A 23,335-nucleotide genomic window follows, 5' to 3' on the forward strand; every position below is an offset into this window, starting at 1 on the left:
CCTCCTCAACAATCGAAAAATCGCCTCAAATTGACTCAAGTTCTCACGAACTCTTACCGATAGAAACTAGGGAAGGGCTGGATGCCCTTTTGGAGCAAGACTGAGCAGCGAGGAGGATCCGATGTTTCTGCAAGGCGATTTACAAATAGTGTTTGATGCACTTTACACCATAGGTGCAATAGACCCTGTTTTGAAATTGGATTGGAATGAAATCACCAAAGAAATGATGTCACAACCTGGCGTCATGAGTGAGGCCTTCCAAGTCATTAATGCCTGCCGCGGAGATAAAGACCTGCTGATTCAGAAACTCCACCTGATGGATCCTAGATCCGTGAATTATATCGCAATGGAGGTGGCGCGTGAGTTTTGTGAGTTCCAAGATCGCACAGAATTGCACTAAAGTAGCTTTGCTACTGTTATTCACATCAAATGCAATGGCTTGGGAAATTGATTTTTCTCGTCGCCAAGTTGAGTTTAACAAAGTTAAAAACGAAGATCGTTTGCCGGCGAGTATCCAAGAAGATCAATCGGCAACAATCCTGAACAAAGTCTTCGAATCGGTAGAGCCGACTCAAGACATCGTGATTATGAATACGGAAAAAGGCTTCGTGCCGGAACAAGTGCGCCTGCGTAAAGGTGGCAACTATCGTATTCACGTCGTGAATGTGAATGGGAAAGAAAAAAATGTCAGCTTTGTGCTGGATGCTTTTTCGGAACACCACAACACGGTTTTTGGTGAACAAAAAACTTTTTACGTAACTCCTAAGACAGATGGAATTTTCTCTTACCAATGCCCGGAAACAGCGGTGCAGGGTAAGTTCATCATTTACAGTGATGTGGCGGGTACGGCGGGTGACCGCAAACCAGCTTCGGCAAAATAATTTTTCTTGGATGAAGTAGGGCCTTATGTCGAACGATAGATCCGATGTTTTCAGACAGACGATCCAGCAAAATCTGGGTCCTATCTTAAAATATTTGGACGACAAGGGCGTCTCCGAGATTCTCGTTAATGGTCACAAAGAAATTTTCGTCGAAAGAAAAGGAAAACTGGAAAGAGTTCCGGATTCCTTTTTATCTGAAGACGATTTGCGTGCGGCGGTCAACTCGATCGCCCAATCGGTCGGTCGTCGCATAGATGACGAATCCCCTCGTTTGGATGCGCGCTTGCCCGATGGTTCGCGTATTGCGGCGGTGATCCCACCGATGTCGCGCAAGGGCACCACGTTATCCATTCGTAAATTTACTAATAATAAAATCTCTTTTGCGGACTATATCAAGCTAGGTGCGATCAATGAAGATGGTGCAAGGTTCTTGGATATCTGCATGTTTTTAGGAAAAAATATCATCGTGTCGGGCGGTACGGGTTCAGGTAAAACAACGCTGTTGTCGTTGCTGTGTACAAGAATTCCAAAAGGCCAACGAGTGATGGTGATCGAGGATTCGTCAGAGCTGCAAGTCGATTACGAACACGTGGTGATGTTTGAAACCAGACAAGCCGATCAATTGGGAAAAGGCGAAGTGTCGATCAAAGATCTTTTAAAGAGTGCTCTTCGTCTGCGCCCGGATCGCATCATCGTGGGTGAGGTTCGGTCTAGTGAAGCTTTGGAATTATTAAACGCGATGAATACGGGTCATAAGGGGTGTATGGGCACGGTCCATGCGAATACGCCAGAAGATGCGATCGTCCGTTTAGAGGCGCTCGCCCAAGGGGGGGATGCGAAAATCTCCGAAAAAGCCTTACGCTCGCAAGTGATCTCTGCCATCGACATCATTGTTCAAGTCAGCCGGTACAGCGATGGATCTCGCCGCATCGCAGCTATTTCGGAAGTCCTCGGAATCAATAGCGATGGTTCATACCACGTTGAACCCATCTTCGACATGTCCAGAATGACGCGTAAGCCCGACGGTGCTTTGGAAGGAAAACTCCAACCCACCGGCTACATCCCGTCGTTCATGGAAGAAATAATCGACAACAACCTCCCCTTCCCCAAAGCCAAATTCAACAAGGCCGCTTAGAAGGTGCCTGGCTCTTTTTTCGGACCCATGCGCGTCAAAGACTGTTGTTTAAGCATGGGAACTAATTAACCGACATTAAACTTAGAGTCGTTTTCTCTCCTCTGAAAATGCTGCGCTATGGTCCTAAAAAAGAGCCAGGCACTTTTTGATTTTTTAGGTGTATTGCGGGGGGAAGTTCGATTAAATCTTTTCCGTGCATTTTAGCTGTAAGATTTCCAACGCAGTATTAACGATTTTAGAGGAGCAGGGTGAAGACCTGACGCCTCTTTATGAGCAAACTCACCTTGCCGTTGAGTTGCTGCGCGATTCCTCTTACTGGGTGTCGGCACCCGACATGGAAATGTTTTTGGAGACCGCACTTCGTTTGCCGCTAAAACAAGATGGCAACATCTTGCAAAGAGCCGGTCATGAAGGACCAAACTTACGCGCGTGGGGAGTTCTCGATAGCGTTCTGCGCATGATGCCGCGGCCGCAAGAGATCTTCAATCAGCCCGAACAATTTCTTTCGTACTTTATTTCGCCAAAGCCACCGATTGATAATCTTCGCCGTGATGCGAATAGCATCGCCTTTGATCTTCCATTGCCGGCAGAGCAATACCCCTTAGTCACGACCTACCTTAAGGCCGCTTTTGAATCTTTACCGGTTTATGTGGGGCAACCACTTGCGCGTTGCGAGTGGGACGGCATCACGATCACTTTGAATTGGTCCACCCAGCAAAGTAGCATCTTTAACGACCAGGCTGAAAACATCGGGCATCAAGTCAGCCCCGATCTTTTTAAAAGCCTGATCGAAGATTTGCAAAGCACACAGCGTGAACGCGAAGACTTGCAAAAATACGTTGGGGATTTAGAAGAAAAAATTCGTGATTTAGAAAAACAAAAACTGCAGCAAGCTGTCGTTTCGGTTGAGCAAGCCGTGGCCGATAAATCCTCTTTGCTTCCTCAAGAGGGAAGCATGTCACATTTGAACTTTGATAGTCAGGCACCAGGTTATGTTTTAAATCAGAATCTGGCACGGATGCATGATTACATGGTGCGCGCGCAGCAGTTGATCACGATGTTGGTCGCTCAAGGCAAAATGACCCCGGCGGTTAAAGAGGCTATGCGCCGAGTGGATTGGGAGCATGTAAAAACCCAATACCCACGCACTGTTTTTGAAAGTATGGAATTAGTAAAAAAAGCAAACAACAAGCAAACTCACTCTGAAGGAAGCTCTCATGTCTGAAATCATCAGCTTAGTATCTCGTGAAATCTTGGATAGCCGTGGAAATCCAACCATCGAAGTGGAAGTAAAAACCGCAGATGGCAATATGGGCCGTGCCGCGGTTCCATCGGGCGCCTCTACCGGTGCTCATGAAGCTTACGAGCTTCGCGACGGAGACAAAAATCGTTTCCTGGGAAAAGGTGTTTTCAAAGCGGTTGATAACGTGCGCGAAAAAATCGCTCCGGAAATCATTGGCCTGAATGTGACTGAGCAAGTTTATATCGATAAAATTTTGCGTGAACTTGATGGTTCAGAAAATAAATCAAACCTGGGTGCCAATGCGATCTTGGGAGTGTCACTAGCTGTGGCGAAAGCCGCTGCGGCGGACGTGAACTTGCCATTGTATCGTTACGTCGGTGGATCACAAGCTTGCCGCTTGCCGGTTCCATTGATGAACGTTCTTAATGGTGGCGCGCATGCCAACAACGGTTTGGACATTCAAGAGTTCATGATCGTTCCGACCGTGAATAACTCTTACGCAGAATCTTTACGTGCGGGGGCGGAGATCTTTCACACGCTGAAAAAAATCCTAGGCAAAAAAGGTCTTTCCACAGCCGTGGGTGATGAAGGTGGTTTTGCTCCGAAATTAGGATCAAACCAAGAAGCTTTGGACTTGTTGATGAATGCGATCGTGGATGCTGGTTATGATCCAGGTCAAAACGTGTTCTTGGCGTTAGACGTTGCAGCGACGGAAATGTACAAAGACGGAACTTACGAATGGCAAGGCAGCCGTATTTCGGCAACAGAGCTTTTGGGTATCTACAAATCATGGACTGAAAAGTATCCCATGATTTCGATCGAAGATGGATTTTCAGAAGATGATTGGGATGGATGGGTCAAAGCAACCGCAGAGCTGGGCCAAACATGCCAACTAGTAGGTGATGATTTGTTCGTAACAAATCCAAAACGCTTGCGTATGGGCTTAGAAAAGAGAGCCGCCAACGCGTTGCTAGTGAAGGTAAATCAAATCGGAACTTTGACTGAAACTTTTGAGGCCGTAAACTTGGCGCAAAGAAATCGTTATAAAACTGTGATGTCTCACCGTTCAGGTGAAACGGAAGACGTGACGATTGCCGATCTTGCGGTGGCCTTGAACTGCCATCAAATTAAAACCGGCAGCTTGTGCCGTGGTGAGCGTACAGCCAAATACAACCAGCTTCTAAGAATCGAAGAAGATTTGGGTGGGATGGGATTGTACTGGGATAAAGCCGCCTTTAGATAGGCGGCTCGTGAAAATGGCCCGATCGACTGCGTTGTCGGGCCTCGCCTTGTTCGGTTGGGTCTTTTATTTAATCACCTAATTTGTAATAAAGCTCAAAGCGAATGTTGTCCTCAGAGTACAGGCGTACGAGGGTGTTGCTGCAGCTGACATCACTATCGGATACATAGGCGATGGCGTGGGTGATTCCGGTTTTTTGTGACAGCCGTTTTATTTTCTCAGCCGTTTCTTTATCAAAGTTATGTTCAGCGATCAGTTTTAAAATTGTCGGAAAATCTTCGACCATTTCCCAGGTGCATTGCTCCCAGTTTTGACCTTCTTCAATAAGTTCATTTTTTTCTTCAGACATATTCAGTGAGCGGCCATCAAAGCGAGTGAATTCATAGCCGCCGTTGCCTAGGCTGGCGTTGTTGCCGATTTTTTCAAAAGTCTTTTCTGTCGTCGTCATGGGTTCATATTCGCTGATGATTTTGGTTTCTTTGCAGTTTTCTAAAACACCGCCGCGAGTATAGCGTCCCGGTGCGGTTTGAATAGAAATATGAAAGCTGTCGTTGTAGGCGTTGATATATCCGGAGTCCGAAGCAGCCAAAAGTTCGCCGTTAGAGCGGCCTTCGCCAAAGAGAAAATAATATCCTTGGTTTGCCGGGGCATTAATAAAAGCGCCATCGATTTTACGAGTGATGGTGATTTCGTTAAGATCCACGAGCTGCACATCAAAGGCTTGATTTGCTCCGATGGCGGCGGAGTCTGCACTAGAGACGCAGGTATACACTCGTTCGTCTCGACCATAGCGCTTAGCAAAGACGGATGAGGAGGAAAGCACGATTATTAGAGCTAAAAGGGGACGCATTGGAACTCCTTGAATGCGGTCTTTTTAGCTCAATGGCCTAAGTATTAAAAATGTATAAATATCTTTGTTATATTCTTAAACCGCATATAAAATAAGACGGCCTCAATGCCGAGTGAAACAACCTCTATCGTGACTTCTGCCAGACTAGACCATGCAAAGCTGGCAGAAGAATTCAGGGACTGATTAAATAATTACATGTCTTACAGTAAGTTCGCGATCGGTCTTCGTCGTTTTTTAAATCATCCCGCAAAAGTGGCGTTGTGCTGTCTGGGGATTTTTGTTGTTTCCATTATCTTGAATGGAAATCTATTTCGCTTGTGGAGCTTGCACCGTGATTTTGATCGAATCACTGTGGACATTTCTCAAGCAAAAGCGAACATTGCGAGCCTTTCTGACCAACTGAAGCAAGCCAAAGATCCAGCCTTTATTGAGCGCCAGGCCCGCGATAAATTAGATCTGGCGGGTGAGCATGATCTGGTTTTTGTTTTTCCTGAACAATAGTCTAGCAACACGTCGCATAATCGAGTGTCTCTGCGCTATAATACCACTAGTATTCTGGCTCTAGTTACCTGCCAGATGGCCAATGAATTTAGATCTTTAGGTTGATCAAATCTTCAAGTGTGTTCGTTGGCAGAGAGGTTATTATGATTGAAAATCAAGCGCCCCGCTGGACGAAAGAAAACATCCGCTCTTTGCGTCTTCGTCTGGGCTGGAGCAAATCTGAACTTGCTTATCGTCTTCACTGTTCACCCGCTCAAGTCGACCAATGGGAAAACCAAAGCTCTTCCGCGATGGACCCTAATATCTCATCGGCCTTAGAAATCATCCTTCGACAGGCCGAAGCTTGCAGTGAAGAAGTTCACTTCACTCCCGCTGCTGAAAATCAATGCGATAAAAAAGCGTTAGAGCAAATCGACTTTTCATTGGTGAAAGCCGAGCTCGAATAAGCTCAGAAAATACGATCAATCGTCGACAATCAAAGGCTCTGGGTGTACACCTAGTGCCTATGAAAAAGCTCTATCTTATCGATGTGAGCGCGATGTTTTTTCGCGCCTTTTATGCCATCCGCCCTTTAACTTCTCCGTCAGGAGTTCCGGTCAACGCGGTTTATGGTTTTCTTTCCATGCTTATCAAGTTGATGAAAGAAGAAAAACCGGAATATTTGGTTTTTTGTTACGACCGAAAAGAAGCCTCCTTCCGTAAAGATCTTTATGATGGGTACAAAGCTCATCGCACGGAAATGCCGGATGACTTACAAAAACAAGTTCCTTACATCAAAAAATTGGCAGAGCTTTTAGGGATTCCGGCGCTCGAAGTTCCCGGCTATGAAGCCGACGATATTATCGGCGCATTAACCAAATGGGGCCGCCATCACGACATGGAAGTTTTCATCGTCAGTGGCGATAAAGATTTCGGTCAGCTGGTGCAACCTCACGTATGGCTTTACGATACGATGAAAGAAGTCCGTTATGATGCGGCCGGCGTTTTGGCTAAATGGGGAGTTCGCCCTGATCAGTTCATCGATTATCTTTCCATCGTCGGCGATGCTTCGGATAATGTTCCGGGAGTTAAAGGTATTGGTGAAAAAGGGGCCGTTAAGCTTTTGCAGCAATTTAAATCTCTTGAGGATATTTACGAAAATATCGATCAGGTGGAAGGCAAAAGTGTTAAAGAAAAACTGATCGCTTCTAAAGACAACGCCCTTCTATCCAAAAAATTAGTTACCATCGTCGATTCTGTGCAAGTACCAGAAGCTTATGAAGCCTACCGTTTACAGCCTTGGAAAACCGACGAATTAAGAGCATTGCTGCAAGAGCTGAATTTTAAAACTTTCGAAAAGAATCTTTTTGGCTCTAATGCCGACACGGTGACAGCACCCAGCTTTGTTTCCACGGCGAGCACGACGGCCGTCGCCGCGGCACCAAAAGAATCAGAAGAAGTCACTCCTGTTCTTGTCATTGCCAAAGATGATCGTGAATTTAATCAGCGTTCGATGAATACGCGTGAATTGGCAGAGTTCTTACACGAAGACCAGCATCTGTGGGGTTTTTCGGATACGCGTGGAGTGTTTGTTGGGACAGACACCGACCTTATCGAAGTCAGCGATTTTGAATACCTAGGAAAACTCACGGACACGTTCAAGGTTCGTTGGTGCGGTTTTGATTTGAAATCTTTCTGGCACAAAATGGGGGCAAGAACGCCCATCGCCTCTTGGGATTCGCAATTGGCGGCTTATGTGCTTAAGGCCGGCGACGTTTCTGACTTTGGCAAGGTGTACACCAAGTACATGGCCGATGTTTTGCCAGAGCTGGCATCACCCACTCAGCTTTTCAATGCCCATCGCAATTTTGCCGCGACAATGAAAGATCATTTGCACAAAGTAAATGGTCAAAAAGTCTTTGAAGATTTCGACTTGCCATTAGCCCGCATTCTTTTGTCGATGGAACGACTTGGAATCCGCATTGATACAGATTTATTAAAGAAACAAAGTGCCGATCTGCAAACAGAAATTGCCGCCTTAGAAAAAGCCATTCACGCGGAATCGGGTGAAAGCTTTAACATCGGAAGTCCTAAGCAATTAGGTGTCATTCTGTTTGAAAAAATGAAGTTGCCAGCAGGTAAAAAAACCAAAACAGGCTATTCAACAGATGAAGAAGTGCTTTTGGGTTTAGAGCATCCCATTGCTAAATTAATTCTGCAATGGCGTGAGCTATCAAAATTGAAATCTACATATGTCGATGCATTGCCAACCATGGTCAGCCCCAAAGACGATCGCGTGCACACTACGTTTAATCAGGCGCTGACGACCACGGGCCGACTTTCAAGTACGGCGCCGAATTTACAAAATATTCCAATTCGCACGGCGCGCGGGCAACAGGTTCGTAAGGCCTTTATCGCCGCTCCACGTATGAAGCTTTTGTCGGTCGACTATTCGCAAATTGAACTGCGTATTTTAGCCCATATTTCTGAAGATCCAAATCTGTGTAAAGCTTTTGCGGAAGATTTAGATATTCATGCGGCGACCGCGGCTGAAATTTACGGCGTGGAACTTAAAGATGTTACTTCCGATTTACGTCGTTCCGCCAAAGCCGTAAACTTCGGGATCGCCTATGGGCAGGGGGCTTTCGGTTTAGCGGAAAACTTAGGAATTTCGCGCACGGAAGCTAAAGACATCATCGATCGCTATTTCACTCGATTTAAAAATGTGCGTGAATATATCGACAACACGATCAAGCTGGCTCACGAAAAGGGATATGTTGAAACCTTATTTGGCCGTCGTCGTTACATTGATGAACTTCATTCTAAAAACATGGCTTTAAAAAAGTTCGGGGAACGCGCTGCGATCAATGCCCCTATCCAAGGAACGGCCGCGGATCTGGTAAAAAAGGCCATGATCGAGGTTCACGAAAAAGTTCCAGTGCGAATGCTATTGCAAGTGCATGACGAATTGATTTTCGAAGAAACGGAAGAAAATCTTTTGAAATATGCACCGCAAGTCGTTTCCCTCATGGAATCCGTGACGCCGTTACGAGTGCCTTTGAAAGTAAATTATGCGATTGGGAATAATTGGGACGAGTCGCACTAGGTGCTACTCAGTCTCCCAGCCCACCACGCGACCGGCTTCAAAATAGACCATGCGGGTTTCTTGACGGAACCCTTGCGAGGTTGAAACTTGTCGTTGGTATTTCCAGCGTTCGTTTTTGTAAATAGGATTGCCAGACACTTCAACGCTGGCGGGCTCGCCCCAGGATTTACGCACATAATCTTGTGGCATTCCCACAGCGATATCTTGAGTTTCAATAAGATCTTTCATTTCTTGTTTGGGCGCTTGCGAGCGTGACCAAATATTTTGCTTATTCATCCACTGCTGACGGCCTTCAACCGAAGGAATGCTTAAGAAGGCGGCCTTTTCTTCGTCATTGCGCAGCCAAGGTAAAACTTTGGAATACTGTTCGCGCTCTTTTCTGGATCCCAAGGTGCGTTCCAGATCGCGCACTTTTTGGCGATCACGAATCTGGGTGAGGTCATTCGCCGACAAAGAGCTGGGGTCTTTTCCTAATTCATAAGCCGTCTTAGCCGTATTACGGTCATAACGAGGTCGGGGATTGGAGTCAGCATATTGAAGTTCGTCTTGATAGCCACTGTAACCACTGCTCGCGGAACGTTGCATGTGAGCACAACCGGCTAAGCCCAAAAGTGAAATCAAAAGCCAAAACTTCATAGTGTGTCCTTCCCTATGTATTTATCCTAGCCTATGACAAAGTGTTTATAAATTGTTCTTGCGGGCGATTTGGTTCTTTTCTTACAATCGTCTTGGGAGAACGTATTGGCTGATACTGAAAACACGACCAAAGGCGAGGACACATCTTCGGAATCCGCAGAGGATCTCGAGGGATCTTTATCGCTTGATGATTTGGATTCCGCCATTGCGCAAGAAGATCCCGAGTTTGCTGCTTCGCTTGACGGCATTGGGCCCGACGATCCAAAGCATGTTATTTACGAAGAGGGCATCGAATTAGAGTACCGCCCCGAAGATGAATTAAAACTGTGGACCGAAAGCACGGGTTGGCGGGCGAAAGCCATCAAGATTTTTCCTTTCTTGCCGCGAATTTCTTATTTTATAAAAATGAAGCGAACGGTGGCCCGTTTTGCCTGGCAAAAATGGAAAGCCAAGGCCCGCGAATCCATTAAAAGCGCCCCGAAAAATTTCTTAGCTTGGATCAAAGCACAACTCGCGGCCTTTAAAGGCAAGATAGGCGAGGGACTTGGTGTTTTTAAAACCTATTCACTGGTTAAAAAGCTGGGGTTCGTCGGTTTAGTACTCGTGACCGGCGCGGCTATTTTTTTAGGATATCGTATCGGAACCAAAGGCTTGATTGGCCCGGACGAAAATCTTTTTGTGGGCTCTTTGGCCGAATGGTCACAAGGCCAATACATTTATGATCCCGCGGCTCAGCAAGAATCTTTTTACGAATCCACCCGCACGTCACAAAATGTTTTATTACTTAGAAAACTTGTCGCGAATTTGAAAAGATCTGCAAATTCGGGCGACAACCCGATGGGTGCTTTTGAGTTTTACGTAGAAGGTACGGTCTCTGAAGTCGTCATTGAAATCAAAGACCGCGAGTCAGAAATCGAAGATCTTTTTTTAAGAACCATCGAAGAAACCACTTTTGATCAAGCGGCTTCAGGTGAAGGAAAAAGACTTCTTTGCGATCGTCTTCGCAAAGAAGTCAATAAGGTGCTGACCACCGGATTTGTTCGTAGGATCTTTATTAAAAACGCGATTATTAAACCTTAAAATTTCCAATATCGATGTTGTAGTATTTCAGTCGATCATGCAGCGTGCTCTTTGGCATGCCCAGGTCCGAAGCTGTCCGCCGTTGGTTGCCTTTATTGGCAGTCAAGCGTTTGATGATCATCTGTTTTTCAATTTCTTTGATGACCGGCAGATTTTGATGAAGATTTTGTTCATCTTCGTTTTGCAAGAACGTGCGATCAATTAATTTCTCAATATGGTTTTCGGTGATTTGTTCTTTAGGGAAAAGGGCGGCCGCACGACTGACGAGGTTTTTCAACTCACGAATATTGCCGGGCCAAGAGTGTTTTTTTAAGCGTAAGATAGCACCGTGGGAAAAACGAACTCGTTGGACTTTTGCAAAAGAGTAAAGAAGATCTTCAAAGTCCTCCATACGGAAACATAAAGCGGGTGGGGTCACCGTAATAACATTCAAACGGAAATAAAGGTCCGAACGGAATTCACCCTCGCGGATTTTTTGCGCCAAATCCTGATGGGTGGCGGCAATCACGCGAACATCGGTCATCACGTTGTGGTCGGCACCGACGGGGCGAATCTCGCCATTTTCTAAAGCCCGTAAGAGTTTGGCTTGCAGGGAATAACTCAGATCGCCAATTTCATCTAAGAACAGTGTGCCTCCGCGAGCGGCCTCAAAGGCTCCTTTACGATCATTCATGGCGCCGGTGAAACTGCCCCGGACGTGGCCGAAAAGCTCACTTTCGATCAGGGTTTCACTTAAGGCACTGCAATTGACAGAGACATAATTTCCTTGCACGCGATTGCTAGATTCATGCAAGGCTTTGGCGATCACATCTTTACCGGTGCCCGACGGACCCAGGATCAAGACGGGATCTTTTCTTTTAGCGACGTGAACGAGCGATTGAAGTTCTTGATTCCAAACTTCGTTGCGGCTTTTGATTGGAAACTGGTTGCGGATGTCTGCTTCAAGTCCGAACACCAACTCTTGGGATCCGAGTTGAATGATGTCGCCATCGTGTAAATAAGCTTCTAAAACTTGGGCTCCGTTAACCAAAGTCCCTTGGTTGGATCGTAGGTCGCGGATCAGATAACCGCGGTCCTTCTTTTCGATGCGAGCGTGGCGTTCCGAAATATCTTCGCTTTTGATTTGGACCTGGCAGTGGTCATCACTGCCGATGGTGCTGAACTCGTCGAGGTTAAAGATGGTCTTTTTTTCGTTTAAAAACTTTAAAAATGGCTTCTGCATGCGCCCTCCCTTATGCATTGCGCCTTATTCAAGGTCCTTGCCGATCCCAGAACGAATAAAACGAGTTCCGGACGCTTTTCGACTCAGCAGATTATTCAAGTTGCGACCCTCGTCTGAGAATTGAGAAATGCCATCTGCTCTGGTAGTCTATGTCATGCCTAAGTATATCCAATTTATGAAAAGCGCCGTCCTGGCCAAAGACTATCCCGTGCACAAAATGGCCGAAGTGGCTATTGCCGGACGATCTAACGCTGGAAAATCTTCTTTCATCAATGCGCTGACTCGCGACAAGGTGGCGAAGGTCAGTTCGACGCCAGGGAAAACTCGCTTGCTGAATTTCTTTAACATGGCGGACTCTTATGTTTTGGTGGATATGCCGGGGTACGGATTTGCGTCGCGTTCGCATTCTGAAGTTTTAGAATGGCATGAAATGATTGAAGCATATCTGATGACCCGTGAAAATCTGGTAGGTTTGATTTTGGTGATGGATATTCGCCGTGAATGGACTGCCGATGAAGAGCTGCTTAAAAAATTCTCGGACGAACGGGGCTTTCCTTTGGCTATCGTTTTAACTAAAGCAGACAAGATGTCTCGCAATCAGATGATGTCGGCAGCGATGAAGATGAAAAAGGTTTCGGGGCTTAGTGCTGTGTTCCCGGTGTCCTCATTGAAAAAAACCGGCCAAGATGAAATCGAACGTTATGTTTTTGAAAATTGGGTGAAGCAATGAAGATATTGGGCGTGATTCCGGCGCGATTTGGTTCAACCCGTTTTCCCGGGAAGCCACTCGTGTCCCTTCAAGGCCGCCCACTTATTCAATGGACTTTAGAAGGTGCAAAAAAATCCAAACTTCTTAGCGATGTGATCGTCGCCACTGATGATGAAAGAATTAAAAAAGCCGTTGAGGATGTGGGCGGTAAAGTCGTCATGACAGCGAGCGAACTGCCAACGGGCAGTGATCGTATTCACGCGGCCATCCAAGGCCTAGACTGTGATGTGGTCGTCAATATTCAAGGTGATGAACCTTTGGTGACGGGCGAGCTTGTGGATCGTTTGGCGCAAGTTTTTATTGATGAACCAAATATGGATATGGCGACACTAGCTCATCCCATCAGTGATGAGGAATTGCAGTCACCAAATTCCGTGAAGGTCGTGCTAAACCATAACGATGAGGCGTTGTATTTCAGTCGTTATGCGATTCCGTATTCTCGTAATACGGTGGAAAAAATGGGCAGTCGCGAGGGCTGCTTAAAGCATATTGGTATGTATGCTTATTCGAAAAAGTTTTTAAAAAAATTCTGTGAGGCGCCGCCTGCTTTCATTGAAAATGCCGAAAGTTTGGAGCAGCTCAGAGCTTTGTATTTGGGTGCAAAAATTAAAGTGATTAGAGTCAAGGAAGCCAGTCTCGGTGTGGATACTCCCGAGGACTTGGCAAGACTCGAAAAACTCTTGAGTCAGGGGAGATGATGGCAAAGAGAAAAGTCGTAAAGAAAAAGCTGTCGACAGCGAAGTCGACAAAAAAAGCCTTAAAGCAAAAATTTATTTTTGTGACCGGCGGGGTTGTTTCTTCTATCGGGAAGGGACTAACGGCGGCGAGTTTGGGGGCTCTTTTAGAAGCTCGCGGACATCGCGTCACTATTATGAAATTTGATCCGTACTTAAACGTGGATCCCGGCACGATGTCACCATTTCAGCACGGGGAAGTTTACGTCACTGAAGACGGTGCGGAAACCGATTTAGACTTAGGCCATTATGAACGCTTCACATCCGCTTTGATGAATCGTTCAAATTCAGTTTCAACGGGCCAAATCTATGACACCGTGATCGCGCGCGAGCGTCGGGGGGATTACTTAGGTGGAACCGTTCAAGTGATTCCGCATATCACCGAAGAAATCAAAGCCCGTATTTATGAAGCCGGTCAGGGCAGTGAAATTGTCCTTGTGGAAATTGGTGGGACTGTCGGGGATATCGAGAGTCAGCCATTTTTAGAAGCCATTCGTCAAATGCGTTTAGACGTGGGCCAAGAAAATTCCGTTCTTTTGCACGTCACTTATGTGCCATACATTGCGGCCGCGGGAGAGTTAAAATCAAAGCCCACGCAGCACTCGGTGAAAGAATTGCGTGAAATCGGTTTGCAACCAGATTACTTGGTTTGCCGCAGTGAAAAGTATATCGATGATAATTTAAAAGCAAAAATCGGTCTTTTCTGTTCCGTAAAAGCCGAAAACGTGATCGCCGCTCAAGACAGTCGTTTTATTTATGAAGTGCCGCTGGCCCTGCATAAAGAAAAATTAGATGAATTGATGGTTCAGCGTTTGGGATTGACTCCTGGAAAGCCAAATCTAAAAGGGTGGCAAAATCTGGTGAAGGTTTTAGAAAACCCGACTCACACGGTGAAAATCGCTCTTGTGGGTAAATATGTGGAATTAAAAGAAGCGTATAAGTCTGTGCATGAGTCGTTGGTTCATGGCGGCGTGGCCAACCATGCTCGGGTGGAAATCAGCTATGTCGATTCCGAAAAAATCACGGACAAAACAGTCAGCTCTCTGTTAGGCAAAGTGGATGGCATCCTGGTCCCCGGTGGATTTGGAACTCGTGGGGTTGAAGGAAAAATCACCGCGATTAAATTTGCGCGTGAAAAACGCATTCCGTTTTTCGGTATTTGTTTTGGTATGCAGCTAGCGGCGATTGAATTTGCACGCAACGTCTGTGGAATCAAAGATGCCACCAGCCGTGAATTTTCCGGCGAAGCAAAGCGCAATGGTAATTTCGTGATTGATTCCATGATTGAACAACGTGGGATCGTCAACAAAGGCGGCACGATGCGCTTAGGTGCGTATCCGTGCAACTTGGTTTCGGGCAGCAGGGCAGAGCAGGTTTATAAAGCTTCTGCGATCACCGAAAGACATCGTCATCGTTTTGAATATAATAATAAATATAAAGCACTGTTTGAAAAAAACGGCATGATTGCTTCGGGAATTTGTAAAGAACGTGATCTGGTAGAAATTGTCGAGCTTCCGGATCATCCATGGTTCGTGGGCGTGCAATTCCATCCAGAGTTCAAATCAAAACCTCTGGCTCCCCATCCGTTATTCGTGCATTTTGTTAAAGCGAGCATCGCGGGTTCCCATTCGGGTTCGCGCCGAAGCAAGACTTAGTTCTAGAGGTATAAATGTCCAAGATTATAGAGCAAGGTTTGAAAGTATTGGAAGTCGAAGCGCAGGCCATCTTAGGTTTGCGTGAACGCATCGGTGCTGACTTCGAAAAGGTCGTTAAAATGGTTACCGCTTGTAAAGGCAAACTCATCCTTACGGGAATGGGAAAGTCTGGACAGATTGCGCGTAAGCTTGCCAGTACATTTTCTTCTACCGGAACACCGGCGGTTTATTTACATCCAGGGGAAAGTTCTCATGGGGACATGGGCGTTATCGAAAACGATGACCTTATCATTGCGCTGTCTTATGGCGGTGAGGTTCCCGAATTCGGTGCGCTTTATAAGTTTATCGCGCGCAAAGGTTTGCCTTTGGTGGCCATCACGGGAAAGGCAGAGTCTTCTTTAGCAAAATCGGCGCAAGCTGTTTTAAATGTACATGTTCCGGAAGAAGCTTGTCCTTTGGGCTTAGCTCCTACGGCAAGCAGCACAGCCACACTGGCAATGGGTGATGCTGTAGCTATGGCCGTCATGGCTGAAAAAGGATTCAGCTCGGAGGATTTTGCGATCTTCCATCCAGGTGGCAGCTTGGGCTATCGTCTTTTAACTTTGGTGAAAGATGTCATGCACACGGGGGACGCTTTACCTACGGTGAAACTTGAGACGCCGATTCGCGAAGTGTTTTCAATTATGACCCACAAAGATGTGCGTGGTGCTGCGGGTGTGGTGGACGAAAAAGGGGACCTAGTAGGAGTGATCACCGACGGTCAGATTCGTCGTCGCTTAGAAAAAAGCAATGATCCGCTGACAGGTTTTGCAAAAGATCTTATGACCACCAACCCTCGCACCGTGGATGCTAACGAGTTGGCGGAAAAAGCACTCTTTGTCATGGAGCAGTTCCAGATCAATATGTTGTTCGTTTTGGATAAAGATGCCACCCAGGCTCGCAAGCCCGTGGGTATTTTACATGTCCAAGATCTCTTGCGCGCGAAAGTGCGCTAGTCTTTTAAGCGTTTTCGTAAAGACTTTAAATGTTTAATTTCTGCAGATTTGAGTTTAGGGAAATCTAAATTCAGCTCTGCCATTTTTTCGGTGATAATTTTTGAAGCGATTAAGCGCGCCGTGGGTTTATCGTCCGCGGGGATGATATACCAAGGCGCTGCTTTGTGACTGGTCTTAGACAGGCAGAACTCATAGGCCTTTTGATATTTATCCCATAATCCGCGCGCGGTAATATCGGCTTCTTCGACTTTCCAGTTTTTGCTAGCGTCATCAAAACGAGCCAAAAGACGATTTTTTTGTTCTTTTTTTGAAAGATGCAAAAAGATTTTAATAACTAAAATGCCTTGATTCGCCAGGTAGCGTTCATGACTGACGATATCTTCACAGCGATCTTTTAAAAGGTTTTTAGATGTTCGTATTTTTTCCGGCAGACGGCTTGAATCTAAGATTTCGGGCATGACGTAAGGGACGATGACATCCTCATAATAAGAGCGATTGAAAACTTTAATTTCTCCGCGCACGGCCATGGGGGTATGGGTCCGCCATAAAAAATCGTGCTTTAATTCTTCGCCGGAGGGTTTTTTAAAGCTGGTGACCGAACATCCTTGAGGATCGACGTCTTTAAGAACATGCTTGATAAGACCATCTTTTCCTGCGGTGTCCATTCCCTGCAATACGATTAAAACGGCCCATGTCGATTGAGCATAAAGGCGTTGCTGATGTTCCGCGATATCTTTTTGAATCTCTTTTAAAAGTTCGTCGCCGTCGGCGTCCGTTTTATATAACGGCTTGACCCCTGTTTTGGTTTTTTTTAAAGAAACCTCTCGGCCAGGTTTTACAATAAATTCCGATGCCTTCAATTTCATTCTAAATTCCTTCTGTTAACGGAAATGATCAGCAACTTCGAAGCCGAACGAGCGCGAATACGAATATCGCGAGAACCCGTTACTTTAAAAGTATCGCCGGTTTCTACACTTTGATCATCAATAGTTAAAGAGCCCTTGCAGCAAAACAGATAAAACCACCCCTCACCGAATTGCAAGGTGTCGGTCACATCGGCGGCAAATGTTTCTAAATCCATATAAGCGACGTATTTTTCGCGATTATAAATGATTCCTAAATCGACAACTTCCCCGGCAGAGGTGCTGAAAATTTCTTTCTCACCCGCGAATGAAAAAGGCTGCAAGGGTTCATAGCGTACATTATTGATTACCAAGCCATCGCCTTGCCAAACGGCCAAGATGCGATCAAAACCCGGAAACTTTGAAAATGCGGAAGGTGCGCGAACCAAAGCCGAGCTAACGCGAAAATCGAAATCGTTTTTCGAGAAATCTGAATTTGGGGGATAGATTTCAATTTCGTTGGTCACGCCTTCGCCATTTTTCCATGGCATTGATTTATAATCTGAAGATTTAATAAGTTTATTCATGATGACATCATTCTGACGTCACCATGAAGTCTTGTCACTAGTGAGAGTGAGATTTATCGCCGTCGTCGTGAATTTTTAATTCGACGGTCATTTGGATGGTGCCGACGTCTGTTTTAGGATCGTAGGCTTTAAATGGATCATCTTTAAGATCCTTAGCTGCTTTTTGCTTAATCCATAATACATAGTCTTCATCTAGATCCCATTGCACGAAATCGGCTTTGCGATCTGTGGGTTCACCTAAAGCGAAATTGCGAATCGCCGTTTGGACCGCATCGGCCATCGAAGTGGGGCCGGGTTGAAATTCAAAAGACATGTGTTGCACGAAAGGTTTGTTATTTTCATCCGTAAAATATTGCGCATGAAAATAACGAGTCCCGGGAAGGGGGCTTTGGGTGCGGATGATAAACATATCCCCGCTGGCCGGATTGCTGTCCCGAGTGACGACGGGATTTTGTCCTGACTTTTTTAAATCTGAAACGATACGTTCAAAGTTTTTATTTCCGCGAGCGGCATCTAACAAAAAATAACTCATTTTGCTTAATGAAGCTTTGGCATTTCCATTGCTTTTTGAATCGCTGACCGTGTTTGTTGCGGCCTGCTTTGATGGGGGACCTTGTTGAGTTTGGCCTTGGGGTTGAGCTTGAGCCGAGGTTTCACCTGCTGTTGCCGAGCCGTTGCCACTCTGGCCGGTAAGAAAGTCTGAAGTCGTCGCGGGTGTTTGTGAGCGCTTCATTTGCTCTCGACCCCAAAGGCCCAGAGCAATAACGGCAACAATAAGTAATGGTACTAGGGCTCTATTCATAACGACTCTTTAGCTTAATAAGAAGTTCCGAATTGGTTTTTTTCCCACTTCAATAAATATTTGGTTGGGTCCATCAAATCACTTCTGCGACCAAATTTATTTCCTCGGGCAGAAAGGCCGCCTTTCTTGGTACCGCTATACAATTCAAAATGAAGCATCGCCGGGCAGCAGTTCGAACTCACTGTTCCAATATAGCCCATCACTTGACCACGAGTGACTTTCGCACCGGTTGAGACACCTTTAGCGGCTTTTCCGGTCAACTCGCCATAACGAGCTACAAAACCACCCGGATATTGAACATCCAAAGCGTAAGTGTTTTGATAGAAGTAATAAAGTCCACGAGACACTTTACCGTCGGCAATCGACACGGCGGCTTCACCATGATAGCGGTATAAGTCACACGCGGCGTGCAGACGTTTCCCTTTACTGCGACCCGCTTTAAAGCGGCGCATGCCAGACAAGTAAGATTGAGTCGGTCTTTTTATTGTCGGAAAACCGCAACAAGCCGCATCGTTAATATTTTTGATTGGACCTTTAGGAATGGGTGTCATGCGCGTGGCGGACGAGTCTTCGTCAGCCTTTTTAGCAACAGAACATTGGCCCTCAAGTTTTACGTAATCTTGAGCCAGCCATCCAATGTTTTCCCCTTCTTTTTCCGGGAATTGGATTTTAACAAAAGTGTATTCCTTGCCATTAATAACTTTCTTTTTCGTATCAGCTGCGCCCCAGCTTTGAAATGGCAAAACAGTTTCGTTTTTCTCGGCCTTGAAAAGAACTTTCTCAAGGCTTTCATCGCGCACATTCAAAGTGTCTTCATTAATACAAACAACATGCTCTTGCTTGCTGTTGATCAATTTCAAATCTTCATCTTCGGTTTCTTCATCGTCAGCGGCATCGTCTTTTTGAACGGGGGCCGTGTCGACAGCGGCTTGCGCACTTTGTTTATTTTCAGTGGTCACCGCAGGAGGGGTCTGAGTTTTTGAACCTTCCGCGAAAGGCTTATTCACAAGCTTTTCTTGGGCTTCTTTTTGCGCTTTGATTTCATCGGCGGCGGCTTTTGTAACTTCTAACGGAGACGCGGCCACGGATCCAGAGCTGCCCACGCCACTTTCTAAAGATTGACGGCTGCCCGTAGGAGCTTGGTCCATGCGAGAATCTAAAACAACATCCGCCTCTGATGGGAGGTGAGTTAAGATAGAGCGGAAAATTCCGGTATGATCGGCATTGACCCCCACGCGTGCGACGGGGTTGCTTGAGTTTGCGGTGAAGACTTCAAAGATCATGAAGTTTCTAGCTTTTCCATCAATCGTGCAGGTAAAGGATTGTACTTGGTCTTTTTCGGTCGCTAATTGCCAGAACGTACCTACGGTTGGAATTTTTATCCCGGGGATTTCTTTGACGCTGACGCCAGATTTGATTTCAATGACATAGTCTTCCAGATTTTTAAGCGAAGATTCTGCGATATATCCATTGTCCATGCGATCGGCAAACCACTTATTAGTCTGCGCTTTGGGAGTTTGAGAGACGCCGATGACGTCGACGTATTTATATCCTGGGCGAGTTTTCGCCTCTGTTGAAATGCGAACTAGAGATCTATTTAATAGAAAAGATTTGCGAGAACCCTTAGGTGTTTGCAACTCGGTTTTTTCTAAAGACGAAACATTCTTTCCTTGAGAAATATAGAAAGGAATTTCTTTAAGCGATGTGATCTGACATTTTGAAGCGGAAACAAAACCTGCATTATTATGCCAGTAAAGATCCACCGGTGCCGCGTGAGCAAATGAGGATAGGCACACTAGACTAAGCATTGAAAACAGGCCAGATTTATAATTCATAGACAAACCCTCGCTTTGACGAATACGGGGTTTATTCCAAATCTCATGCCGTCTCAAATTGGAATAAATTCAGTGTGGAGGCCTTATAATGTCCATAAACTCTACACTCGTGCGCAAGTCGTCGCATTAAGCCCAGAAAGGTCCAGAATATTACCCGGGTGATATTGACTTTGGATAATACCCGGGTAATATTACCTTTAAGCAAAGGAAACACCTATGGAAGCAACGATCCCTTCACCCAGCACCGGATTTACCGGATACCAAAAATTCATTATCGCGATCTTAGCCTTTTTGCAGTTTACGATTATTTTGGACTTTATGATCTTGTCTCCCTTAGGAGCTATCTTAATGCCCGCACTTAAAGTCACGACGATGCAGTTCGGGGCCGTGGTCTCTGGCTATGCAATCAGCGCCGGTCTTTCAGGATTTTTGACGGCGGGATTTGCCGACAGGTTTGATCGTAAGAAACTGCTTTTGTTTTTCTATGGTGGTTTTATCTTGGGAACATTCTTATGCGGTATTGCGCCCAATTATGAATTCTTATTAGGAGCGCGAATCGTGACCGGTCTTTTTGGCGGCGTGATTGGGTCTATCGTATTTGCGATCTTGACGGATTTATTTCCGATGCACCAACGCGGACGGGTCATGGGTTTTTTGCAAACGGCTTTTGCTGCTAGTCAGGTCTTAGGATTGCCGGCCGGTTTATATCTATCTAATCATTGGGGATGGCATATGCCGTTTATGATGATCGTGGTGATTAGTTTAATTGCGGGGGTGTTCATTGTTTTATACATGAAACCCATTAACGCACATCTAGCGTTGCAAACCGATAAAAAAGCTTATCAACATTTACTTCATACCATCCAAGTGCCGAAGTATTTGCTAGCCTTTGCGGCGACGGCATTATTGTCTATCGGTGGATTTATGATCATGCCTTTTTCAAGTGCGTTTACAGTGAATAATTTAGGCATTCATCAAGACCAGTTGCCGATCATTTATTTGATTACCGGTATTGCTTCTATCCTGATCGGACCGTTGGTCGGAAAAGCCAGTGATAGCTTGGGAAAATTCAACGTCTTTATCTTTGGATCCTTAGTGAGCATGGTGATGGTCATGGTATACACCCATTTGGGTGTCACTCCGCTGGTCGTGGTGATCTTGGTAAATACGGTGATGTTCGTGGGCATTTTCTCGCGCATGATTCCTTCGCAAGCTTTGATGTCCGCAATTCCAACACCGGCTAATCGCGGGGCCTTTATGTCCATCAGTTCGTCATTACAGTCTTTAGCGGGGGGCTTGGGATCTATCATCGCGGGCCTGATTGTGGTGCAAGAGGCTGATGGTATGATTCGACACTTTGAAACCATCGGTTATGTGATGGTGGGACTGTCCCTTTTCACTCTGGTGATGATGTATATGATTAACCGCATGGTGCAAAATGAAAATAGATAGAACATATTCGGCCTTTGCCGAGTCAAAAAAAATAGCCACGGGGGATGTCCTGGAAGTGGCGAGCAGGGTCAAAAAGTTTTTGACCAAAGAGGCTAAAGCACAAGTTCTGATTTTTGATGATTCAACCAGCAATCAAATAGAAATCGACTTTCGTGGAACCCCCGAAAATGTCACTCGTCGTTTAGAGGCGTTGCTAGAAAATACGCAAGAGGGTGAAAAAAAGTCGGGCCCCGGCCGCCCAAAATTAGGTGTCGTCGCAAAAGAAGTAACCTTGTTGCCGGATCATTGGGAATGGCTGGCTCGTCAACCTGGTGGGGCTTCGGTCACTTTGCGTAAGCTCGTGGAAGAAGCTAAGAAAAAGAATTTAGCTAAAGACCAAATCAGAATGTCGCAAGAGGCGACCTATAAGTTTATGACCGTGATGGCCGGTGACCTGCCTGATTACGAAGAGGCTTTAAGGGCTTTATATGCAGGTGATGCCAAGAAATTTGAGAAACTGATCACCGCGTGGCCAAAGGATATTCAAGACCACACGATGATGTTGGCAAAGGCTTCTTGGAAGTAATTTCTTAGGCGTAGGGAACCCCTACGCCATTTTTGCTCTAAGAATGATGTATTCTTCGAGAGCATTCACGATGTGATACAGCGAACTTGATTTCGAAGAATCACCACTGAAGGTGTCTGTCTCTGAAAGCTGGTCGTACCACATGCCCGGAGTGGGAGTCGTAAAGAACTTAAATAAAGTTTCTAAGGCATCGTCCGCGGCTTTGGCATAAGGGCCTTGTAATTCTTTAACAACTTCATTTCCTAAACGAACTGCGGCTTTGATGCGCTCACACTGAGGCCAGAAACGAGAAGAGATCTTTTTGGGTGTCCAATCACTCCAAACTTCATCAAAGGCAATTTTTCTTTGGGGAGATGTGCCGTATTTTTCCGCCAAGTTGAAAATACGATGGCGAATATCTTTTAGATCCTGACCACTTAAATCTTCATATAAAGACATAAGCCAAGACCATTCATATTGATGGCCCGGTTCAAAAATAAATCGACCATTTTCAAACTTGTGATTCCACGAAGAGTCAAAGTACTCTCCGATCACGCCCGTTTTTTGATCAATGAATTTTTCTAAGCACAATGTGATCAGTTCGCGACCTAAATCTTTCCAGCGTGGATCTGGATCAATTTGCATCCAAGCGATCGCTGATTCGAACATGTGCATATGGGGATTTGACTTATAAGATTTGTTTCCCTGGTCATCAAGTTCAGTAAAGCCGCCTCCTGGCACAGTCCTTTCACGTCTTAGATAATCTAAAAGCTGAATAGCGCGATCTTTGGTTTTGGGATCTTTGGTGATGGAATACTCTTGAGCCAAGCCAAATAAGGCGAAAGCTTGAGTGTACAAATCCGGAGTGTCGTTTTTTGGTGTGCCATTGATTTCAATCGAATAGCGAAAGGCCCCTGACGGCAGGGAGAACTTATCTACCAAATATTTTGTGCCTAAGATCACGTGTTGGTGGGCCCAGTTAGGGGGGCACGACCCAAGTCTAGCTCCGGTCAGGAATGAATAAATTTGACGGCACTGAACCATAGCTCTGCGAGGAAGTGGCAAGGCTTCTCCAGAAAAGGAAAGGCTTTCAACAAAACCACCGTTGACCTTATCCACCCCGATATCGCCCCAAAGAGGATAGACGTTATGGCTCAGCCATTTTTTAGCATAATCGATATTCTTTTGTACTTCGTTAGTCATGAAACCACATTGAACTTTACCTGAAAAGAGGTCAAGAGCTAACA

General features: G+C 45.7%; 23 protein-coding genes. 15 read left to right on the top strand and 8 right to left on the bottom strand.

Annotated elements, in window-relative coordinates; translation table 11 throughout:
* Window positions 1-121 precede the first annotated feature (121 nt).
* From AZI86_RS10160 to eno, 5 genes are all read left to right on the top strand, one after another.
* Window positions 122-400, top strand: coding sequence for a hypothetical protein (locus tag AZI86_RS10160; protein WP_061834923.1), 279 nt, complete (start codon window positions 122-124; stop codon window positions 398-400).
* Complete coding sequence (locus AZI86_RS10165) at window positions 360-881, top strand: cupredoxin domain-containing protein (RefSeq protein ID WP_253715857.1); 522 nt, start codon at window positions 360-362, stop codon at window positions 879-881. Before AZI86_RS10160 ends, AZI86_RS10165 begins: the two co-directional genes overlap by 41 nt.
* Before the next feature lie 25 nt (window positions 882-906).
* A complete protein-coding gene (locus AZI86_RS10170; RefSeq protein ID WP_061834925.1) occupies window positions 907-2,016 on the top strand; it encodes a CpaF family protein in 1,110 nt (369 codons plus the stop codon).
* A 193-nt stretch (window positions 2,017-2,209) separates the two neighbouring features.
* Window positions 2,210-3,241: a hypothetical protein gene (locus AZI86_RS10175; protein ID WP_061834926.1), complete on the top strand. Its 1,032-nt coding sequence runs from the start codon at window positions 2,210-2,212 to the stop codon at window positions 3,239-3,241.
* Complete coding sequence (gene eno, locus AZI86_RS10180; RefSeq protein ID WP_061834927.1) at window positions 3,234-4,502, top strand: phosphopyruvate hydratase; 1,269 nt, start codon at window positions 3,234-3,236, stop codon at window positions 4,500-4,502. The genes AZI86_RS10175 and eno overlap by 8 nt, the downstream gene beginning before the upstream one ends.
* A 67-nt stretch (window positions 4,503-4,569) precedes the next feature.
* Here eno and AZI86_RS10185 read toward each other — a convergent pair whose 3' ends face one another.
* A complete protein-coding gene (locus tag AZI86_RS10185) occupies window positions 4,570-5,349 on the bottom strand; it encodes a hypothetical protein (protein ID WP_061834928.1) in 780 nt (259 codons plus the stop codon).
* A gap of 195 nt (window positions 5,350-5,544) precedes the next feature.
* On the opposite strand from AZI86_RS10185, the gene AZI86_RS10190 reads away from it, so the two are divergent.
* The 3 genes from AZI86_RS10190 to polA all read left to right on the top strand — a co-directional run bounded on the left by AZI86_RS10190 (window position 5,545) and on the right by polA (window position 8,935).
* Window positions 5,545-5,850, top strand: coding sequence for a septum formation initiator family protein (locus AZI86_RS10190; RefSeq protein ID WP_061834929.1), 306 nt, complete (start codon window positions 5,545-5,547; stop codon window positions 5,848-5,850).
* Between the two features lie 143 nt (window positions 5,851-5,993).
* Window positions 5,994-6,296 carry a helix-turn-helix domain-containing protein gene (locus AZI86_RS10195; RefSeq protein WP_061834930.1) on the top strand — a complete coding sequence of 101 codons (303 nt, stop codon included), beginning with the start codon at window positions 5,994-5,996 and terminating at the stop codon, window positions 6,294-6,296.
* A gap of 59 nt (window positions 6,297-6,355) precedes the next feature.
* Window positions 6,356-8,935, top strand: coding sequence for a DNA polymerase I (gene polA, locus AZI86_RS10200; RefSeq protein WP_061834931.1), 2,580 nt, complete (start codon window positions 6,356-6,358; stop codon window positions 8,933-8,935).
* Window positions 8,936-8,938: 3 nt separating this feature from the next.
* On the opposite strand, the gene AZI86_RS10205 is transcribed toward polA, so the two are convergent.
* Entirely contained in the window at window positions 8,939-9,571 is a 633-nt protein-coding gene (locus AZI86_RS10205) for a hypothetical protein (protein WP_061834932.1), read from the bottom strand.
* A 105-nt stretch (window positions 9,572-9,676) separates the two neighbouring features.
* Between AZI86_RS10205 and AZI86_RS10210 the strand changes: the two genes are divergently transcribed.
* Window positions 9,677-10,651 carry a flagellar basal body-associated FliL family protein gene (locus tag AZI86_RS10210; protein ID WP_061834933.1) on the top strand — a complete coding sequence of 325 codons (975 nt, stop codon included), beginning with the start codon at window positions 9,677-9,679 and terminating at the stop codon, window positions 10,649-10,651.
* Here AZI86_RS10210 and AZI86_RS10215 read toward each other — a convergent pair.
* Window positions 10,641-11,873 carry a sigma 54-interacting transcriptional regulator gene (locus AZI86_RS10215; protein WP_061834934.1) on the bottom strand — a complete coding sequence of 411 codons (1,233 nt, stop codon included), beginning with the start codon at window positions 11,871-11,873 and terminating at the stop codon, window positions 10,641-10,643. The genes AZI86_RS10210 and AZI86_RS10215 overlap by 11 nt on opposite strands.
* A gap of 175 nt (window positions 11,874-12,048) precedes the next feature.
* Here AZI86_RS10215 and yihA point away from each other — a divergent pair, with 175 nt between their 5' ends.
* The 4 genes from yihA to AZI86_RS10235 are packed head-to-tail and all read left to right on the top strand — an operon-like array spanning window position 12,049 to window position 16,026.
* Window positions 12,049-12,603, top strand: a complete 555-nt coding sequence (gene yihA, locus AZI86_RS10220; RefSeq protein WP_253715858.1) for a ribosome biogenesis GTP-binding protein YihA/YsxC — start codon at window positions 12,049-12,051, stop codon at window positions 12,601-12,603.
* Window positions 12,600-13,340: a 3-deoxy-manno-octulosonate cytidylyltransferase gene (kdsB, locus tag AZI86_RS10225; protein WP_061834936.1), complete on the top strand. Its 741-nt coding sequence runs from the start codon at window positions 12,600-12,602 to the stop codon at window positions 13,338-13,340. The genes yihA and kdsB overlap by 4 nt, the downstream gene beginning before the upstream one ends.
* On the top strand, window positions 13,340-15,031 hold the full coding sequence (locus AZI86_RS10230) for a CTP synthase (RefSeq protein WP_061834937.1): 1,692 nt from the start codon (window positions 13,340-13,342) through the stop codon (window positions 15,029-15,031). Before kdsB ends, AZI86_RS10230 begins: the two co-directional genes overlap by 1 nt.
* 14 nt (window positions 15,032-15,045) lie before the next feature.
* The gene (locus AZI86_RS10235) at window positions 15,046-16,026 is read left to right on the top strand and encodes a KpsF/GutQ family sugar-phosphate isomerase (protein ID WP_061834938.1); all 981 of its coding nucleotides are present in this window, start codon (window positions 15,046-15,048) and stop codon (window positions 16,024-16,026) included.
* Here the strand turns inward: AZI86_RS10235 and AZI86_RS10240 are convergent.
* Genes AZI86_RS10240 through AZI86_RS10255 form a run of 4 tightly spaced genes read right to left on the bottom strand, consistent with a single transcriptional unit; the run spans window position 16,023 to window position 20,092 of the window.
* The gene (locus tag AZI86_RS10240) at window positions 16,023-16,892 is read right to left on the bottom strand and encodes a PPK2 family polyphosphate kinase (protein WP_061834939.1); all 870 of its coding nucleotides are present in this window, start codon (window positions 16,890-16,892) and stop codon (window positions 16,023-16,025) included. The genes AZI86_RS10235 and AZI86_RS10240 overlap by 4 nt on opposite strands.
* Entirely contained in the window at window positions 16,889-17,455 is a 567-nt protein-coding gene (locus tag AZI86_RS10245; protein ID WP_061834940.1) for a HutD family protein, read from the bottom strand. The genes AZI86_RS10240 and AZI86_RS10245 overlap by 4 nt, the downstream gene beginning before the upstream one ends.
* A gap of 37 nt (window positions 17,456-17,492) precedes the next feature.
* The gene (locus AZI86_RS10250) at window positions 17,493-18,257 is read right to left on the bottom strand and encodes a hypothetical protein (protein ID WP_061834941.1); all 765 of its coding nucleotides are present in this window, start codon (window positions 18,255-18,257) and stop codon (window positions 17,493-17,495) included.
* Between the two features lie 14 nt (window positions 18,258-18,271).
* On the bottom strand, window positions 18,272-20,092 hold the full coding sequence (locus AZI86_RS10255; RefSeq protein WP_061834942.1) for a M23 family metallopeptidase: 1,821 nt from the start codon (window positions 20,090-20,092) through the stop codon (window positions 18,272-18,274).
* Window positions 20,093-20,308: 216 nt separating this feature from the next.
* Between AZI86_RS10255 and AZI86_RS10260 the strand changes: the two genes are divergently transcribed.
* Window positions 20,309-21,544, top strand: coding sequence for an MFS transporter (locus tag AZI86_RS10260; protein WP_061834943.1), 1,236 nt, complete (start codon window positions 20,309-20,311; stop codon window positions 21,542-21,544).
* On the top strand, window positions 21,531-22,109 hold the full coding sequence (locus AZI86_RS10265; RefSeq protein ID WP_061834944.1) for a DUF2239 family protein: 579 nt from the start codon (window positions 21,531-21,533) through the stop codon (window positions 22,107-22,109). The genes AZI86_RS10260 and AZI86_RS10265 overlap by 14 nt, the downstream gene beginning before the upstream one ends.
* Window positions 22,110-22,130: 21 nt before the next feature.
* Here the strand turns inward: AZI86_RS10265 and AZI86_RS10270 are convergent, their stop codons facing one another.
* Window positions 22,131-23,291 carry an AGE family epimerase/isomerase gene (locus tag AZI86_RS10270; protein WP_061835146.1) on the bottom strand — a complete coding sequence of 387 codons (1,161 nt, stop codon included), beginning with the start codon at window positions 23,289-23,291 and terminating at the stop codon, window positions 22,131-22,133.
* Between the last annotated feature and the right edge of the window lie 44 nt (window positions 23,292-23,335).

Origin of the sequence: Bdellovibrio bacteriovorus, from assembly GCF_001592735.1 — a bacterium.
In the GTDB taxonomy this organism is placed as follows: domain Bacteria; phylum Bdellovibrionota; class Bdellovibrionia; order Bdellovibrionales; family Bdellovibrionaceae; genus Bdellovibrio; species Bdellovibrio bacteriovorus_D.